The sequence below is a fragment of the Pseudomonas sp. LBUM1653 genome (assembly GCF_059716115.1).
On record NZ_CP166803.1, the window covers coordinates 4,359,244 to 4,375,914 of the forward strand.

Annotated in this window: 15 protein-coding genes; 5 read left to right on the forward strand and 10 right to left on the reverse strand. The window is 58.9% G+C overall.

The window, feature by feature from the left end; genetic code table 11:
• Nucleotides 1–95: 95 nt before the first annotated feature.
• From ACA054_RS19410 to ACA054_RS19440, 7 genes are all read right to left on the reverse strand, one after another.
• Nucleotides 96–884 carry a CpsD/CapB family tyrosine-protein kinase gene (locus ACA054_RS19410; RefSeq protein WP_497685701.1) on the reverse strand — a complete coding sequence of 263 codons (789 nt, stop codon included), beginning with the start codon at nt 882–884 and terminating at the stop codon, nt 96–98.
• Between the two features lie 11 nt (nt 885–895).
• Entirely contained in the window at nt 896–2,458 is a 1,563-nt protein-coding gene (locus ACA054_RS19415; protein WP_497685702.1) for a GumC family protein, read from the reverse strand.
• 20 nt (nt 2,459–2,478) lie between these two features.
• The gene (locus ACA054_RS19420) at nt 2,479–3,597 is read right to left on the reverse strand and encodes a hypothetical protein (protein WP_497685703.1); all 1,119 of its coding nucleotides are present in this window, start codon (nt 3,595–3,597) and stop codon (nt 2,479–2,481) included.
• 26 nt (nt 3,598–3,623) lie between these two features.
• A complete protein-coding gene (locus tag ACA054_RS19425) occupies nt 3,624–4,181 on the reverse strand; it encodes a polysaccharide biosynthesis/export family protein (protein ID WP_497685704.1) in 558 nt (185 codons plus the stop codon).
• Between the two features lie 109 nt (nt 4,182–4,290).
• Nucleotides 4,291–4,767: a hypothetical protein gene (locus tag ACA054_RS19430; RefSeq protein WP_497685705.1), complete on the reverse strand. Its 477-nt coding sequence runs from the start codon at nt 4,765–4,767 to the stop codon at nt 4,291–4,293.
• A 423-nt stretch (nt 4,768–5,190) separates the two neighbouring features.
• Nucleotides 5,191–5,709 (reverse strand): G/U mismatch-specific DNA glycosylase, encoded by a 519-nt coding sequence (gene mug, locus ACA054_RS19435; protein ID WP_497685706.1) that lies wholly within the window; start codon nt 5,707–5,709, stop codon nt 5,191–5,193.
• Nucleotides 5,702–6,328: a TetR/AcrR family transcriptional regulator gene (locus ACA054_RS19440; protein WP_497685707.1), complete on the reverse strand. Its 627-nt coding sequence runs from the start codon at nt 6,326–6,328 to the stop codon at nt 5,702–5,704. The genes mug and ACA054_RS19440 overlap by 8 nt, the downstream gene beginning before the upstream one ends.
• A gap of 250 nt (nt 6,329–6,578) precedes the next feature.
• On the opposite strand from ACA054_RS19440, the gene ACA054_RS19445 reads away from it, so the two are divergent.
• The 5 genes from ACA054_RS19445 (at nt 6,579) to ACA054_RS19465 (ending at nt 12,877) form a co-directional block, all read left to right on the forward strand.
• Complete coding sequence (locus ACA054_RS19445; protein WP_497685708.1) at nt 6,579–7,697, forward strand: HlyD family secretion protein; 1,119 nt, start codon at nt 6,579–6,581, stop codon at nt 7,695–7,697.
• Nucleotides 7,697–9,196 carry a DHA2 family efflux MFS transporter permease subunit gene (locus ACA054_RS19450; RefSeq protein WP_497685709.1) on the forward strand — a complete coding sequence of 500 codons (1,500 nt, stop codon included), beginning with the start codon at nt 7,697–7,699 and terminating at the stop codon, nt 9,194–9,196. The genes ACA054_RS19445 and ACA054_RS19450 overlap by 1 nt, the downstream gene beginning before the upstream one ends.
• 19 nt (nt 9,197–9,215) lie before the next feature.
• On the forward strand, nt 9,216–10,676 hold the full coding sequence (locus ACA054_RS19455; RefSeq protein WP_497685710.1) for an efflux transporter outer membrane subunit: 1,461 nt from the start codon (nt 9,216–9,218) through the stop codon (nt 10,674–10,676).
• Between the two features lie 31 nt (nt 10,677–10,707).
• Complete coding sequence (locus ACA054_RS19460) at nt 10,708–11,658, forward strand: aldo/keto reductase (RefSeq protein WP_497685711.1); 951 nt, start codon at nt 10,708–10,710, stop codon at nt 11,656–11,658.
• Between the two features lie 271 nt (nt 11,659–11,929).
• Nucleotides 11,930–12,877 (forward strand): LysR family transcriptional regulator, encoded by a 948-nt coding sequence (locus ACA054_RS19465; RefSeq protein WP_497685712.1) that lies wholly within the window; start codon nt 11,930–11,932, stop codon nt 12,875–12,877.
• A gap of 53 nt (nt 12,878–12,930) precedes the next feature.
• Here the strand turns inward: ACA054_RS19465 and ACA054_RS19470 are convergent, their stop codons facing one another.
• From ACA054_RS19470 to ACA054_RS19480, 3 genes are all read right to left on the reverse strand, one after another.
• Nucleotides 12,931–13,197, reverse strand: coding sequence for a DUF2790 domain-containing protein (locus ACA054_RS19470; RefSeq protein WP_497685713.1), 267 nt, complete (start codon nt 13,195–13,197; stop codon nt 12,931–12,933).
• Between the two features lie 242 nt (nt 13,198–13,439).
• Nucleotides 13,440–15,134, reverse strand: a complete 1,695-nt coding sequence (locus ACA054_RS19475) for a BCCT family transporter (protein ID WP_497685714.1) — start codon at nt 15,132–15,134, stop codon at nt 13,440–13,442.
• Between the two features lie 225 nt (nt 15,135–15,359).
• A complete protein-coding gene (locus ACA054_RS19480) occupies nt 15,360–16,667 on the reverse strand; it encodes an MFS transporter (RefSeq protein WP_497685715.1) in 1,308 nt (435 codons plus the stop codon).
• Nucleotides 16,668–16,671: the final 4 nt, after the last annotated feature.

Consider the following 16,671-nt stretch of genomic DNA (forward strand, 5'->3'; position numbering starts at 1 on the left):
CCAGCTCCCACAGTAGATCGGGTACAGCCGCGAGAGACTGGTCGGCTATAAGGCCGCCATCGCTGCGATGCGGCGACCCTACAAACCAGCTCCGCCTAGTAAGGCCGTTTCGCCGGCCCAGACTTGTTCAGCACCGTACCAATCAGATTCGCCCTGCCCAAATGATGCAGACTTTCCTCGATCTCTTTCTTGGTGTTCATGCCGTTGGCAACCACCAGCAACACGCAGTCAAACTTGGGCAGAATGGTAATCACATCGTCCGAACTCAGCACCGGCGGCAAGTCGAAGATCACGATGCGAGAGTTGTAGCGTTCGCGCAGATCAACGATCAACTCGCCCACCGCTGGCGAGGACAGCACCTCAGTGGAGAGCGGAATCGGTTCGCGCGTCGGCAGCACCACAAAACGCGGCAAGGTCGGATTGACCAGCACCTCTTGCAGTTCTGCTTCGTTGGTCAGCAATTCATTGAGCGATTTTTCCATCGGCAGCCCCAGGTAGCTACCCACCTTGGGACAACGCAAATCGAAATCCACCAGCAGCGCCGTCTTGGTCGTGTGATGCGCGATACTCATGGCCAGGTTGATCGCCAACACCGACTTGCCCGCCTCAGGCGTCGGCGAGGTAATGGCGAGCGTGCGCCAGCCATTTTCCTCCATGGCCTTGAGGACCTGGGAACGCAGCAGATCGAACGCCCAGCCCATGTTCGAATTCTTGTTGTAGGCGACAATGCGATGGCGCTCCAGGTGCTCTGCCCGCAACGGTACAACCTTGGTTTGCACGTAACTGAGCGCATTGAGCGGTGCAGGTTGTCCGACTGATGTGATCACCAGGCCTGACGAAGGCTGCTGTTCGCTTTTTCCCAGAGGTGGCTTAATAATTTCCATCGCATTATTCCTTATTCAAACCGCGCCAGAGCTTTGAACATCAGCAGATCCAGTGGCATGTAGAAGAAGTGCAGGAGCACCAGAGAGACCACGATCATCACGACGCCACAGAGCACCAGTATCGTTCGCCACTGTTTGCGGCGAGCCAGTTCCGCCTGGGTATGAATGTAGGGAATGGCAACCAGTACGCGTCTACCCAGCACACTGGTCAGTGCGTCGACACCGCGCACCCGCTGACTCAGCATCTCGAGCAGCATCACCAGCGCACCCGCCCCTACCGGCGCCAGGACAAAGCCCAGGGCCATCACTTTCTTACGGTTCGGCCGGACCGGCTTTTCGGGCATCAGCGGCGCCTCGAGCAGCACAAAACGCTCGGCTTTGTTTTCCTGCTCCAGGCTTTCGGTAATCTTTGCACTCATCTCCTTGGTGCGAATTTCCTCGTACTTCTTGCGAGCGTTTTCATGGTCGCGCATTAGCGTGACCAAGCCGCGTTCCACTTGCGGCGCTTCGAGAATCTGGCTCTCCAGGGTCTCGATCTTTTTGAGCAATTCCTGCTTCTGCCCGGCCAGCGATCTCATGCGCTGTTCCGAGGCGGCAATGCGTGTCTGGACCCTTGCAACCTCGAGACTGACCGGTGCGACGGAACCGCCGCGGCCTTCGGTTGCCTTCAGTGCGGCAATTTTGCGTTTGACGGCCCGCACATCCGGGTGGGCTTCTGTATAGATCGTCAGCAGCCGGGCGTACTCTGCCTTGAGGCTGGGCAGATCCTGCACTGGTTCAACAACCGCACCCGACGTGCCTTGTTTGATCGGCAGACCGGATTTGGCCGCCGACAGCTCCAGGTCCTGGAAGCGCAACTCTTCGTTGGTCGCCTTGTAGTCCCGGTCGATATCCTTGAGTTCGAGTTCAGAGCGCGACAACATGTTCATGCGCAGCTCCTGATGCTCGGGCAGCGCGTTGCCATGGGCCTGCTTGAAGTCCGCCAGTTTGTTCTCCAGCACTTCCAGTTCGGTGCGCAGCTTGTTCGCCTCCTGGGTCAGGAACTCAGTGGTTTCACTGGCGCGCTCGGTGCGCTGCTTGATGTTCTCGTTGAGAAACAGCGTAACCAGTTCGTTGGCCACTTCGTTCGCGACTTCCGGTTCCCTGTGCTCGAAGGCAAGGCGGAAGGCAATCGTCACTTCGCCTCGCCCCTTTACCGCCGCACTGACCAGGGCGACTGAAATCGAATTGCGCATCTCCTCGATCTTTTCGGTCAGGGTCAGGTGCCGGCTGCCCGTTTCGAAAAGATTGTACTTGTTGATGATTGCCTCCAGGTGCTCGCGGGTCATCACGCGCTGGCGGATGACCTCAATGCGCTCGTCAGCGAAGGTATTGTTGTTCCCCGCCACCAGGTCCGGTGAAATCTGCTGCGACTCGACCAGGATAGTCCCGGACGACTGATAGATCGGTGGCATGGACGTCGCCACCAATACAGCCGCCCCGATTATCACGGCCACCGTCACAATCAACAGCCAGGCCCGGTGCTTGATTACTGCAATGTAGTCGTTGACCGACATTTCGTATTCAGAGGACATAAATACCACGCTGCTGAAGGTCAGAAGTCGGGGTGACTATAGATCAAGGTCATCCCTATGATGTTGGCATCGGCATTTGGCAAGCCATCTCGCTCGCGCTCTTTGTAGGTGAAGGATAGGCGTGCAAGCCAAAAAGGCGAGAGTTCCCGACTCGCCCAGGCGCCGTATCGGCGAAAAGTACTGGGCGCGTCCCCTTTGGTTTCTTGCCAGGAGCCATCAAGACCGACACGACTGGTCTCGTCGAGCAGATAACTCCAGGTACCCCGTAGCTCATCGGATTCGATCAGGCCGTTCTCCCCGTTCGCGATCGTGCTGCGACTGGCGTCGACGCTGGTCTCGACACGCTCACCGGTGTATCGCAGGTTCACGCCACCCTGGCCGGTGGGGCCACCGTCGCTGTCGGAAACCTTGTTGACGCCGCCGTACACCGACCCCGTAAACTTCTCGGAGATCTGGAAGTTCACGCCGGCCACTTGGGTGTAACTGTTGGAGGAGCCAAGGGTGGTCTCGTCCTTGGGCTCATAGCGCGTCGCTTCGAAACGGGTGAACAGTTCGACCCGCTCATTCCATTGATAAAGCCAGCTCAAACGGTTGGTCAGCTCATCGTAGTTGGTCAGCGAGGCGGTGTCGTATTCGACATGGGTGAGGTCGATTTCGTTGACCAGGGTGCTGCGCTCGGTCACCGCGCTTCGCCAGTTACCGCCGATGTTCGAGAGCTTTTGCGTGCCATCGGTCGAGTCTGTTACACCGGTCTCCTGGACTTCAGTGGAAAGCGTCGAACTCTCGATGTATCGCGCCGTGAGCCCATACCCCCCCTTTTCGGTCTCGCGCTGCCAGCCAAACGACAGCCTCGGATCTTCTCGATCGGACACGACGTCGGTGTCGGACGAGCGCTCGACATTGACACCGAGGCCAAAATTCCACTGATCCCGATCAAAATTACCCACCAGCGTGTAATCGGGGGCAATGATCGTTCGCGTGACCGCTTTCTCGTCAGTCGTCAAGAGCAATGGATTGCTGTCGTGCTCGACGGTCATGGGCAGCGCAACTGCCGACTGCCAGGTGCCGGCGTAAGTCATGCCGGAACATGGCAAAGTCAATATTGCCATCACCACTCCGGTTGTTTGCAATGAACGCAAGATAATCCTTAATGCATCGCGCAATGTCAGGGAACGACCAGCGTATCGCCGGCCTGAAGTTGAATGTTAGTGGACATGTCATGTCCGGCAGTCAGATCGCCGTAGTTGACGAGCAGTACTTTCTGGGTTTTCCCTTCGCGACGCAAGACCTTGATATCGTCCTTGTCCGCGAACTTGTCCAACCCGCCGGCCTCGCTCAAGGCTTGCAGTACATCGGTCTCACCGTTCATCTGCACCTTGCCAGGCTTGAGTACTTTGCCCTGGACAAAGACGACATTGCCCTTGGCCTCCGTGACGACAACGCTGACCACCGGATCGGGATAATATTTTGTGAGTTTTTCAGTGATGGCCTTTTCGGCCTGAGCCGTATCAAACCCTTTGACCTTGACTTGCCCAGCCAGCTTCAAAGTAATGTTGCCATCGGGTAGCACAGGTACGAGCTCTCTATTCTCCCGGGGCTCGCCCCAAACGGACACTTCGATAATATCTCCCGAATTCAGGAGATAGGCTTTTTCTTCGGCGGCGCGGGCCATGTTAGGCACAATAGCCAACGCACACAGTGCAGGTAACAGTAAACGCAGCATCTGAATCCCTCCGCCTGGATAGCACATCTAACGAGATCAACCCTTACAATCAGCGACCTCTTTAAACCTGTAACATCCGCAAGAAAAAACTGTCTCGGGAAACTGACAGTTAGATCTTGCGCCGGTTGGCGACAACGATGAAACCCAATAGTGCGGAAGAGAATAACCATACAACCGCAGATACCGGTACTGCATTGGGTTGACTGACGTTGAACGCCGATTCGCCAGTCAGTCCCTTGTCCACTGGATCAATCACGAACTGCTGTTTGGCAACTTCCGTCATTAATCCGTCGCACGCTGAAGTATTGACGGAAGCATTTGCTCCCGACTCGGATCCATTATCAGAGCTGGTAAATTGGGCACTTTTGGCATCTAGCGAAGATCCACCAGGGTCTTTGCCAAGACTCGCTGTCGCAGCAGTGGTGCCGTCGGTCGAAGCCACGGCAGCTTGAGCCCGTGGACCCTCGCAAGCACTACTTATGCGACTAATTTCATAGGGCAAATTGGCGGCTTGGGCACTGGAAACGGCTACTCCATTCAGAGTCGCAAATAACACAATCAACTTAATGAAAACTGTCGTCCGCATATAACCGCCTCCCTGCGCTGAGGGTTTGCAATTGGTCGGTTGAAGAAATCTGAATCAGGCTAAATGGAGCCTATAAGCAGATAGCCAGTACGTCAATAGCACGTCACAATAATAAATAGAAATATAAAACGCCGCCGGATAACGTCAAAAAAACGCCACAACGAGCCTAAGTGACTTGTCAGAGACAGCAAGTGTTTATGCGTGCAGTCGCCTCTGATAAAAACGCTGTCAAATCACCCATTGCACAAGCAAAACAATGCAATGAAGATGCCGCCGAGCGTTGCGTTGATCGCATCGCACAGGATGGCCGGCCGCCACCCCGGAGGGGCCAGCGGACAGGTCCGGGCGAGCGACATCCACGGCGGGAAAACAGCGTAAGGCGCGACCTTGGTGCGCCAGCGCGGCTTTTCTGGCGCTCTCGCGCTAAAACAGGCGCGCGCCTGCTGCCACATATAGCTGGTGGTACGCACCCACCAGTTGCTCAAGGGTAAAGGCGCGATTTCGCCCGCTGGGGTTGGGCAGGACCCAGACCGCGGCATTGCCGAAGGTTTTCGGCTGCGCCCCCCACGCAACGTCGCGCTGAGCGGACAAGGCGCAGTACGCCGCCTTGCCGAGAAACGCCACGAAGCGCGGCGATAAACCGGCGATCTTTTGTTCGAAAGTCGCTGCGGCCGCGACAAACTCATGGGCCGACAGCTGATCCGCCCGCGCCGTCGGCCTCTGGACCACGGCCGTCAAACCACAGCGATAGCGCAAGATGTGCTGGTCGTGCTCCGGCAGCAGTGGCTGTGACGTAAAACCGGCGAGATAAAGGGTGCGCCAGAAACGATTGCCCCGACCGGCAAAATGGTGGCCCTGCGCCGCAGCAGTCACGCCTGGGTTGATGCCACAAAAAACCACGTCCAGTTGTTGCGCCAGAATATCGTCGAGCCCCTCACTCACCGCAGATCACACCGACCGCGTTGCGTACGAGCGCCGTCAACTCTGCACGGGATTTGCCGGCCCGCGCCCGGATCGCAATGCTGTGCAGCAGCGATGAAGCGAGTACTGCCAGTGCCCCTGCATCGACATCGTCTTTCAACTCGCCGGCTGCAATGGCCGTTCGCAGACGCGCCTCCAGATCGGCATCCAGCCTGCTCAGGCGATCGCTCAACACTTCACGGATCTGCTGATCCTCGACGGCCTCGGTGGTCGCCGTGCCGATGGCGAAACAGCCGCGTGGCTGGCCGTCGCCCGAGAAGTAGATCGACAACTGCCCCTCGTAGAAGCGCATCAGTGCCTGGCGCAACGTCAGTTCGCTATCGGTCAGCGCGGCCTGCATGTCGGCGGCGGCAAACTCCCAATATTGCTCAAGCGCCTTGATGTACAGGGCGTGTTTGTCTCCGAAGGCCGCATAGAGACTGGGGCGATTCATCCCGGCCGCCGTGGCGATGCTGTCCAGGGAGGCGCCGGAATAGCCGGTGCTCCAGAACACACCGAGCGCTTGTTGCAGCGCCGTCTGCGGGTCATACGCACGGGGCCGGCCGCGGCCTTTGCCCGCTGTCACTTTGTTTTGTGCCATGTCGTACAAAATCCTTGCAGGAAGGTGGATGAGGGGATATTTTTACACCATCGCACAAAAATAAGGAACCACAAATTCCTTGATCCATGTTTGTTCAAGCGCAGCTCGAACCGGGTGTTGCAGCGACGAAACAGAGGCGGCGGAGCGATCCTCCCAAGCGCCTGCGGGTTTGCTTTTCCACAACATTCATTGATGTCGGCGCCAGGCGATTGCTGCAGGCCCGCCTTCCCGGTTAAAGGTGCATTCGATCATGACTCAACAAATCGACATCGCGGCTTCGCAGGCTTATGAGGCCCAATCACCGATCAACAAACCCTTCAAGGAGAAGCTACGGCCCTGGCTGATGGTGGGCCTGCCTGCCCTCTTCGCCGCCGTTGGCTATGCGTACTACGTGGCGGGCTTGCCCTTCGTCACCACCGATAACGCCTACGCCCGGGTGGCCAAGGCCTCGGTCAATGCACGGATTGCCGGGCAGGTCGTGGACATTGCGGTCGAAGACAATCAAAAGGTCAGCAAGGGCCAGGTGCTGTTTCGCCTCGACCCCAAGCCATTGCAGATCGCGATCGATCGTGCGCAAGCGCAACTGAGTGTCGCGCGGCTGCGCATCGATGGACTCAAGGCCAGCTACCGCCAACAGCAGGCGGAACTGCAATCGGCCAAAGAGTCGGCGGATTTCGACCAGAAGGAATTTGCCCGCAAGAAAGCGCTGGTCGCGACCGAGTTCGTGTCCCGGGCCATTTACGAGCGCGCAGAAACCGACCTCAAGATTGCGCGGCAACGCATCGCCTCGATCGAACAACAGATCGCCAGCACCGTCGTGGCCTTGAACGGCAACCCGAACATCGAGGCCGACAGTCACCCCTCGGTGCGTGAGGCCAGGGCGCAGCTTGACGAAGCGCAGCTGTACCTTTCCTACGCCACGGTCTATGCACCGGCCGACGGCATTGTTGCCAAGGTCGACGATCTGCAGGTAGGCAACTACCTCAACAACGGCGCGCCAGCCTTTGCGTTGATTTCCGACCATGAGATCTGGGTCGAGGCCAACTTCCGTGAAACCCAGGTCACGCACATGCGTCCGGGCCAGGAAGCGAGCATCAGCATCGACACTTACCCCGGGCGCGTGTTCAAGGCCCACGTGACCAGCATGAGCCCCGGCGCCGGGTCGGACTTCGCCTTGCTGCCCCCGGAAAACGCTACCGGCAACTGGGTCAAGGTGGTCCAGCGGGTACCGGTTCGCCTCGAACTGGATGACGCGGACCCTGCCCTGCCGCTGTTTTCCGGCACCAGCGCCACGGTCAAGGTCGATACCGGCTATCGCACACCGTGGTGGCACCCACTCAAGTCGCTGTTGACCGCAGGTAACTTCTGATGAACAGCCAAGCACAGACATCCCCGGACGCAGGTCGTGCGCGCTCGCTCAGGTTGGCGGTGCTGCTCGCGACTTACATGCAGTCGGCGAACCTGCCGCTGCCGAATGCGGTACTGCGGCTGATTCAAGGCAGCCTGTCGATGACCGACGACCAGGCCGGCTGGATTTTCACGGCGTACCACGCGGCGAGCGCCATCACCCTGCCGATCGCCCAGTGGCTTGCCGGGCGTTTTGGCTTGAAGCTTGTCTATCAAGCCGCGCTGGCCTTCTTCGTCCTCGGTTTGTTGCTCGCGACGGTGGCCACGACGCCGCTTGAATTCATCGGCGCACGGATCGTCCAGGGCCTGGCCAGTGGCGTGCTGGCGCCCCTGTCGATGGCGATTGCCATGGAAACGTTGGCGCCTGAGAAGCGCATGAAATTTGGCGCGACCTGGACCGCCATCGTGCTCTTGGGCATCGTCAGCGGCCCAAGCATCGGCGGCTGGATCGCCGAGCATTTCGATTGGCGGCCAATCTTCTACATCAGCCTTCCGTTATCGGCGTACATCTTCCTGGTCGTGGCCCTTTTGCTCGCGGAGAAAAAAGCCGAGAAGGCGCCGTCCTTCGACTTCTTCGGCTTCGGCAGCTTCACCCTGGGCTTGATCAGCCTGCAGATGCTGCTCGACCGCGGTGAACGCCTGGACTGGTTCGCCTCGCCGGAAATCTGGGTCGAGGCACTGGCCAGTGGGCTGGGGTTGTACTTGTTCATGACGCACGTATTGACCTCAAAGGCGCACTTTCTCAACAAACGCCTGTTCAGCGATCGCAATTTCGTGCTGTCGACCATCATCTTTTTCGCCGTGGGTTTCGTGCTGCTGTCGACCATGGCGCTGACCTCGCCGATGCTCGATGAAATTCTCGGCTACCCGCCGGACACCACCGGCGCCTTGACCATCCCGCGAGGGATTGGGCTGGTGGGCGCGTTTGTGCTGATGGGGCGGGTGCCCGAGCGTTTCGACCGCCGGCTGTTCGTGGCGGCAGGCGTGGCGCTGGTGATCTATGCCAACTGGCTGATGCTCGGCTTTTCGCCATTGATGGACTGGTCGCCGGTTGCGGTTTCCGGCGCCATTCAGGGGATCGGCTTCGGCATGTTGATGCCGGCGCTGACCAAGGTGGCGTTCAGCACCCTCGACCCCGTGCTGCGCCCGGAAGGGACCGGTCTGTTCAATCTTTCCCGTGTCTACGGCAGCACCCTGGGCGTGGCAATCGTGCAGATTTTCTTCTTCAACAATACCCAGGCGATGCACCTGGCGCTGGTCAGCAACGTGACGCCCTATCGCGCCGCCGCCCATTTCGGCACGGCATCGATGCCCTTGCCGGCACTGGAAGGGCTTAACCACATGATCACCCACCAGGCCGCGTTCATCGCCGTTGTCGACCAGTTCAAGATCTTGCTGGTGGCGATGCTGGTGGTGAGCCCGCTGGTTGTCTTTCTTCGCAAGCCGATACCGGCCAACTAGTTTTCGTGGAGTCTGCGCAATGAAATCCAGTCATCTGTTCCCAACGAAAATCGCGGCACTGTCGGCGCTGGTATTGCTCACTGCCTGCACCGTCGGCCCTGACTTTGAAACGCCGGCGGCGAGCAAGTCGCAGCACTACGATCAACAGGCCGAGCAGCGTCTTGGCCAAGGCGGTTCGCAGCGCATTGCCCTGGGCGACAAATTCCGCGGAAAATGGTGGTCCGCCTTTGGCTCGCCCAAGCTCGATCAGCTGGTGCACCGGGCCATCGACGGCAACCTGGAGCTGGTCGCCGCCGACGCAACGATCCGCCAGGCGGCGCAATCGGTGGCTGCGGCGCAAGGTGCGCTGTATCCGCAGGTCGACTTCGCTGCGACAGCGGGTCGCCAACGTGTGCACAACACCAAGGAGTCCTCGGTCTCCAACTTCTATGCGATCGGGCCACGGGTCGGTTTCGACCTGGATGTCTTCGGTGGCAACAAGCGAGTGGTCGAACAACAGCAAGCCTTTACCGATCTGCAAAAGCATCGTTACGAAGCGGCGTACCTGACCCTGACCGGCGAGGTGGCCAGCCAGGCAATGCTGGTGGCGTCGGCCAATGCCCAGATGCAGGCCGTGGAGAGCTTGCTGGCCAACGACAGCAAGAACCTCGAACTGGTGCGCGCGGCCCATGTCAATGGCACCACCACGCAGATCGATGTGTCGCTGGCCGAAACCCGGCTTGCCCAGGACCGCACGTTGCTGCCGCCCCTGGCTCAGCAGCGGGATGCGGCGCGCCATGCGCTGTCGATCCTGACGGGCAAAGGCCCGGCTGACTGGATCGCGCCGGACTTTCATCTCGACGAATTTGCCTTGCCGTCGAACGTGCCGGTCAGCCTGCCCTCGGAAATGGCCCACGACCGTCCGGACGTGCGCCAGGCCGAGGCCGAGCTGCACATCGCCAGCGCCGCCGTCGGCGTGGCAACCGCCAATCTCTATCCGCGGGTGACGTTGTCCGCCTCCCTGGCCCAGGCCGCATCAGGCAATGGCAGCGCGGCGCTCTGGGGCTTCGCGGCAGGGATCGCCGGACCGATCTTCAACGGCGGAACCCTCAAGGCCGAACGCCAGGCCGCCGTCGAGGGTTACAACGCTACGCTCGCCGGCTACCAGCAGACCGTCATCAGCTCGTTCGGTCAGGTCGCGGACACCCTGCAAGCGATCAATCATGACGCGCAGGAATTGCGCGCCCAGGAGGATGCACTGCAAGCCGCGCAAATCAGCTTGCGCCTGAACCAGCAAGCCTACGCCCAGGGCGAGAACAGCATCCTCCAGGTACTCGAAGCCGAGCGGGCCTACCAACAGGCGCTGCTCGGCCAGATCCGGGTCAAGACCGCGCAGTACCTCGACACCGTGCAGCTGTTTGTAGCCCTCGGCGGCAATTCCGTCGGCGTGTTCGAGCAACGGCTGGCCAGTCGCGAAGCACCACAACGTTCGTATCAGTAGAGGCTGCCGCCTCGGTAATTGGAGTAAAGACATGTCCTACGAAGCCTTTCACGATGAACTTCGCGATACCCGATTTGCCCTCAATCACGGTTCGGGGAAGATGCCCGCCGTGGGCTTCGGCACCCTGTTCAAAGACCTTGGCGTCACCACCCAGGCGATCACCCACGCCCTGGAAACAGGGTTCCGCCATTTCGATTGCGCCGAGCGTTATCGCAACGAGGAAATGGTTGGCGTTGCCCTGCAAGCCTTCATGGAGGCCGGCAAAGCGCGGCGCGAAGACCTGTTCATCACCACCAAGCTGTGGAACACCAACCACCGTCCCGAGCGGGTGCTGCCGGCCTTTGAAGCCAGTCGCCGACGGCTGCAGGTGGATTACATCGATTGCTATCTGATCCACACACCCTTCGCTTTTCAAGCCGGGGATGACCAGGACCCCAGGGACGCCTTCGGTCATGTCCTCTACGATTCCAACGTGACCCTGATCGACACCTGGCGGGCCCTTGAGCAACTGGTGGACGAAGGTCGCTGCAAGTCCATCGGCCTGTCGGACATCACCCTGGAGGCGCTGAAAGAGATCGTGGCCGTGGCGCGGATCAAACCCGCCGTGGTGCAAGTCGAATCCCACCCTTACCTGCCGGAATGGGAGCTGCTGGACTACTGCAAAGAACACGGAATCATCGTCCTGGCCTTCGCGCCGCTGGGGCATGGTATGGAACCGAACGTGCTGGAAGACGAGGTCATCAGTGGCATCGCCCGGCACTTGCAAAGAACCCCGGCGCAGGTGGCACTGGCCTGGGCGGTGCAGCGTGGTGTCGCGTTCCTGACCACCTCTGCGACACCGAGCCATATCCAGGAAAACTTTGATATCACCACCCTACCCCACAGGGCCATGCTTGAAATTCGCGAAGAGATCACAACGCGGATACGCTTCAATTCGGTAGTTGAAACCGGAGTACCGGGATTCATCCCCCGCAAAAAATGACAGGTCTCCAGGGGACGATCCTGTAGCTGATGCTGTTCACTCAAGACAATTTCAGGCGAGGAGGAAATCTGTGGCGAGGGGATTTATCCCCGCTGGGCCGCGAAGCGGCCCCCCAGCGTCCATTCAAACAGACCGCGTTGTTTGGATTTGCGACTGCTTCGCAGCCGAACGGGGATAAATCCCCTCGCCACACATTTGCACCCCACGCTTAAGTGAACAGCATTACAGTTCTGTGCCGTCCTTTTTTTGCTCAACCCAAGAGGCGACAACGATGGATGTTTTCCAGAGCATGCGGTTTTTCATGGCGGTCGCCCAGAGCGGCAGCTTTACCGCAGCGGCGCAATTGCTGGACACCACCACGACCAACGTTTCCAAAGCGGTCTCCAGTCTGGAGGCCCGCCTGCAAACCCGGCTGATCAACCGTACGACCCGGCGCCTGGCGTTGACCGAGGCCGGTACGCGCTATCTGCAGCGCTGCGAGAAGATTCTGGAAGAGCTGCGAGAAGCGGAAGAGGAAGCAGGCACCGCACAGGTCACCCCCGTGGGCCGCCTGAAGATTCATGCGATGTCGGCCATCGGCAACCACTATGTGATCGACGCCATTGCCAAATACCGCGAGACACACCCCTCGGTATTATTTGATCTGGCCCTGACTAATCGGCTGCCCGATCTGCTGGAGGAAGGTTATGACATGTCGATCGTATTGGCGCGGGACCTGCCCGACTCAGGCTTTGTCGCCCAGCGGCTGGGCATCACCTACAGCATTCTCTGCGCCTCGCCGACCTACCTGAAGCAACGCGGAATACCCGACACGCCGGGTTCGCTTGGCACACATGACTGCCTGAGAATCGTCAACACGGTCATGCCGGCCGAGCACTGGGTGTTCGAGGGTCCCGAAGGCGTGGAGACCGTTAACACCCCGGTGTCGCCGTTTCACGTCAACACCGCCGATGCCATGACCGTCGCCATCACCCGGGGCATGGGGATCGGCATCCAGCCGATTGCGTCCGCCGTGGCCGGCCTCAAGGCAGGCACCCTGGTGCGGGTACTGCCGCAATACCATTTTGAAGAGTTGAACCTGTTCGCCATCTACCCTTCACGAAAATTCGTCGATGCAAAAATAAAAACCTGGGTGGAGTTCCTCAAGGACTACCTGCCCGGGTTGCTGGCTACCGATGACAAAATTGCACGTTCTTCAAAATACGCCGAAAGCGCCTGAGTGCACCCGCGTTGGCCGGATGGAGTGTCGACCCTCCACCGTCATCACGGTACTCAACCGTTCGAGCACCCGGTGCCCATGACTTGATACTGCATGACATGGCGCTGACCTTGGGAATCTTCATAGGTCATCTGCGCCGACACCGGACCACACTCTGGCGCAACATCGGTCACGGAAATGACCTTCTTGATGTCCAGTTTCGAACCGTAGGTGTAGGTCTCGATCGGTGGCTTGTTGGCCGAGGTCTTGGCCTGGCTTTCTTCAGCAAAGGCCTGGGCACCGATACAACTGAGGGCGAGGAAAATCGCGATTCTTTTCATGAGGTTTACCGTCTCGTTCAGGGGGGCTGATTCGTACCTCTGGAACCCATGGTCTGGGTGCAGTCGGTAGAGACGATGCTAGGGGGTTGCCCCGCTGCCAAACAGCGTCCTGGCGGATAAACACTGTGAACAGAATGCGCAGGAATGGAGGGATCGGAATTTGACGGAGGGCATCAAACCGAAACCGTCAGCTCTGTCAGGAGCAGACGGTTTCGGTGTGTTCACGGATGCCTCAGCGAGGCTCAGTAGGCGGGTGTTGTCGTAAGGGGCGCACTTGCACCGAGGTTCGATTGCGCTTCATGACCCTGTTGTCGAGAAAGCTCCTGCTCCGGCAGCCGGTCCAGCGCAGGCGTCCAGGCTGGCACGCTCGGCATCTCCTTGCGCAAGCTGTGGATCAGCGTATAGGACATCACCAGCAGCAACATGGCGATCGGCAAACCGGCGGCGATACTCGCCATCTGAATGGCCTTGAGTCCCCCCGCCAGCAACAGCCCTGCGGCAATGGCACCTTCCAGAATGCACCAGAGCAATCTGATCCAGTTCGGCGGATTGGTGCTGCCCAACGCACACAAGGTGCACAGAACCTGGGTTCCGGCATCCGCAGTGGTGACAAAATGCACACCCAGCAATACGCAGACCAGTATCGACAGCGCGGCGCCAATGGCCTGGCCATCGAGCGACTGCAGCAAGGTGAACATGGCCGCCGTGGTTTCTTTCTTGGTGGCGAGCAAAATAGTGCCGCCTTCGAACTTCGGTTGCTCCTGGGTGACCACCTGGCTGGCGACGGACGCCTGGTAGGCCTGCCTGTCCTGCTGTTCGTTTTTCAGCGCCGCCCCACCGAACACCGACATCCACAGGATGGTCACCATTGTCGGCACTACCAGCGCCCCGATCACCAGTTCACGGATGGTCCGACCTTTGGAAATTCGCGCGATGAAGAGACCGACAAAAGGACCCCAGGTCATCCACCACGGCCAGTAGAACGCTGTCCACCAGTTTTGCCATTCGCTGTCTTTTTGAGTGTCCATCCAGAAACTCAGGCCAACAATGTTCTGTACATAGTCGCCGGTGGATTCAAACATCAGATTGAGAATGTAACGGGTCGGACCGATAGCCAATACGGCCAGCATCAAGATGAATGACAGGTACATATTGAGCGTGGAGATACGCTTCATACCCTTTGACAGTCCAGCCAACAGCGAAATGCAAGCAATGATGCTGACAAACAGAATGATCGATAACTGCAACCCGACACTGACCGGAATGCCGAATACCTGATGCAATCCGGTATTGATCTGCACAACGCCCAGACCCAGCGACTGGGAGACACCAAAGGCGGTGATGACCACACCCATGATATCGACGACATGGCCGATCCAGCCGTAGATACGATCGCCAATCAGCGGATAAAGCAGCGAACGCAGGGCCAGCGGCAACCCTTTACGGTAGGCAAAGTACGCCAGGCTCAGGCCGATCATGGAGAAGATCGCCCACGGGTGCAGGCCCCAGTGAAACAGGGTGATACGCATCGCCAGGGTTGCCGACTCGTCCGTCAAGCCCTTGGAAAACGGGTTGTCGGCGTAGTGCAGCATGGGTTCGGCCACGGACCAGAAAATCAGTCCGATGCCCATTCCCGCACTGAACAGCATGGCAATCCATGAAGCGAAACTGAACTCGGGAACATCCTGTTCGGTGCCAAGTTTCAAGTTACCGAAACGGCTGATCGATATATAAAGCAGTACCCCAAGCACACCGCTGATCAGGGCGATGTAGTACCACTTGAAGTTGTGCAGAATAAACACCGAAGCCATTTCAAAGGCCTTGGCCGCCTGCTCGTCTTTAAATGCACAAAATACAACAAATATGATGACCGCCAATATGGAAGCCACTGTCACATTCGGATTAAGGCCTTTCAACAGGCCGGATTGAGCACGCATTGTTTTCCCCTTTTGTTTTTGTTTAAGGGTTTGGATATGTTCCGCAGTACGCTTATCGCCTGGTATTGACTAACACCAGGAGGTTTTCATCTGCAGGTTAATTCCGGTCTATTGCGCCTTTGGCAGCATCGCCAAGATGGTGGAAAGTTGACCAGCGTTCAAACCATTTTTCGTCACCGACTCATGAGAAAAACGCATCAATGCAGCGCAATAAAGCGCTTGTTTCTACCGAGCTTTCGCAGCTCCCGTCCCTTGCTCGCACAAGAGACTCACGCCCTCCTGCAGTTCACGCCTGTCAGGGCATTGGTTCATCGGCTCGACCACCGATACCAGGCTGGAGCTGGCAATCCCGTTGGGTGTCGAAGGGTGATGAAGCGGCGCATCCTGTTGCAGGTGTTTACCCGTGACTTTCGCCTGCCCCACGAACAGGGCGAGCAACGCTGCGCTGCCCGCATAGAAAAAATAAAAGCTGGAGGCGCCAAAGCCCTCCATCAGCGCTCCCGCAATGAGTGGCCCGAAACAGGCGCCGACACCAAAGGTAATCAACAGCATGCCCGAGAGCGAAACGCGCAATGACGGCTCCATGTTGTCATTGGCCAGCGCCACGCCCAGCGGGTACAGGCAGAACTGCAGAAAGCCGATGCCCGCACCGAACCACAGCAAGGTCGCGAACGAAGGCGCTTGATCGAACCCCAGCGGCAAGCTGATGAGTAGCAGCAATACCGCCACCGCGCGGATCAGGCTCGCACGGGGCAGACGATCCGAGAGCCAGCCCAATGGCAACTGCGCCAATAGCCCCGCACCGATGGTCAATGCCATGTACTGGCCAACCTGCGCCGTACCCAATCCCTGCTTGCTCGCATAGATCGAAGCCAGGCCGTAGAAGCTGCCATTGATCATGCCGGACACCAGGATCGTCCCCAATGACTGTGGAATGCGCCGCAGGAACAGGCGCAGGTCAATCGAGGTCGAGGGCACCGCCGTCGGATGCGCGCTGCGGGTCAGCGCCACCGGCACCGAACACAGGGCGAATACCATCGCCACCGCCAAAAGTACCCGAATGCCCAGCCCCTCATCGAGACTCAAGGCCAATTGACCGAGCATCATGCCGACGTAGCTGGCGACCATGTACAGCGCCAGGACACCGCCGCGCTGCTCGGTCCGGGCCTGGTCATTGAGCCAGCTTTCCAGCACCATCAATTGGCACATCATGGCCAGTCCCACCAGCGCCCGCAGCACCAGCCAGAAAGCCAGGGAAGTGCTGAACTCGTGGGCCAATACCGCCGCCGCGATCGTTGCTGCGCAGGCCGCGTAGGTGCGAATGTGCCCGACCTGCGAGATCAGGCTGCGCCCGACCCAGCCACCCAACACCATCCCCAGGGCATTGGCGGCCATCAGCGCGCCACCTGCCGTTTCACTCGCGCCTAATGCATTGAGGCGCAGCGCCAGATAGGTCATCAGCAAGGTCGATCCCAGCTGCATCAGCAAGCTGGCGAGGTAGAGTGCGCCGAACGTTTTCGTCAGTCTTATCACCGTG

Bases quoted from the DNA above. Each gene is read 5' to 3' on its own strand.
- ACA054_RS19410 (WP_497685701.1), bottom strand. From the start codon at position 884: ATGGAAATTATTAAGCCACCTCTGGGAAAAAGCGAACAGCAGCCTTCG.
- ACA054_RS19415 (WP_497685702.1), bottom strand. From the start codon at position 2,458: ATGTCCTCTGAATACGAAATGTCGGTCAACGACTACATTGCAGTAATC.
- ACA054_RS19425 (WP_497685704.1), bottom strand. From the start codon at position 4,181: ATGCTGCGTTTACTGTTACCTGCACTGTGTGCGTTGGCTATTGTGCCT.
- ACA054_RS19430 (WP_497685705.1), bottom strand. From the start codon at position 4,767: ATGCGGACGACAGTTTTCATTAAGTTGATTGTGTTATTTGCGACTCTG.
- ACA054_RS19440 (WP_497685707.1), bottom strand. From the start codon at position 6,328: ATGGCACAAAACAAAGTGACAGCGGGCAAAGGCCGCGGCCGGCCCCGT.
- ACA054_RS19445 (WP_497685708.1), top strand. From the start codon at position 6,579: ATGACTCAACAAATCGACATCGCGGCTTCGCAGGCTTATGAGGCCCAA.
- ACA054_RS19450 (WP_497685709.1), top strand. From the start codon at position 7,697: ATGAACAGCCAAGCACAGACATCCCCGGACGCAGGTCGTGCGCGCTCG.
- ACA054_RS19455 (WP_497685710.1), top strand. From the start codon at position 9,216: ATGAAATCCAGTCATCTGTTCCCAACGAAAATCGCGGCACTGTCGGCG.
- ACA054_RS19460 (WP_497685711.1), top strand. From the start codon at position 10,708: ATGTCCTACGAAGCCTTTCACGATGAACTTCGCGATACCCGATTTGCC.
- ACA054_RS19465 (WP_497685712.1), top strand. From the start codon at position 11,930: ATGGATGTTTTCCAGAGCATGCGGTTTTTCATGGCGGTCGCCCAGAGC.
- ACA054_RS19470 (WP_497685713.1), bottom strand. From the start codon at position 13,197: ATGAAAAGAATCGCGATTTTCCTCGCCCTCAGTTGTATCGGTGCCCAG.
- ACA054_RS19475 (WP_497685714.1), bottom strand. From the start codon at position 15,134: ATGCGTGCTCAATCCGGCCTGTTGAAAGGCCTTAATCCGAATGTGACA.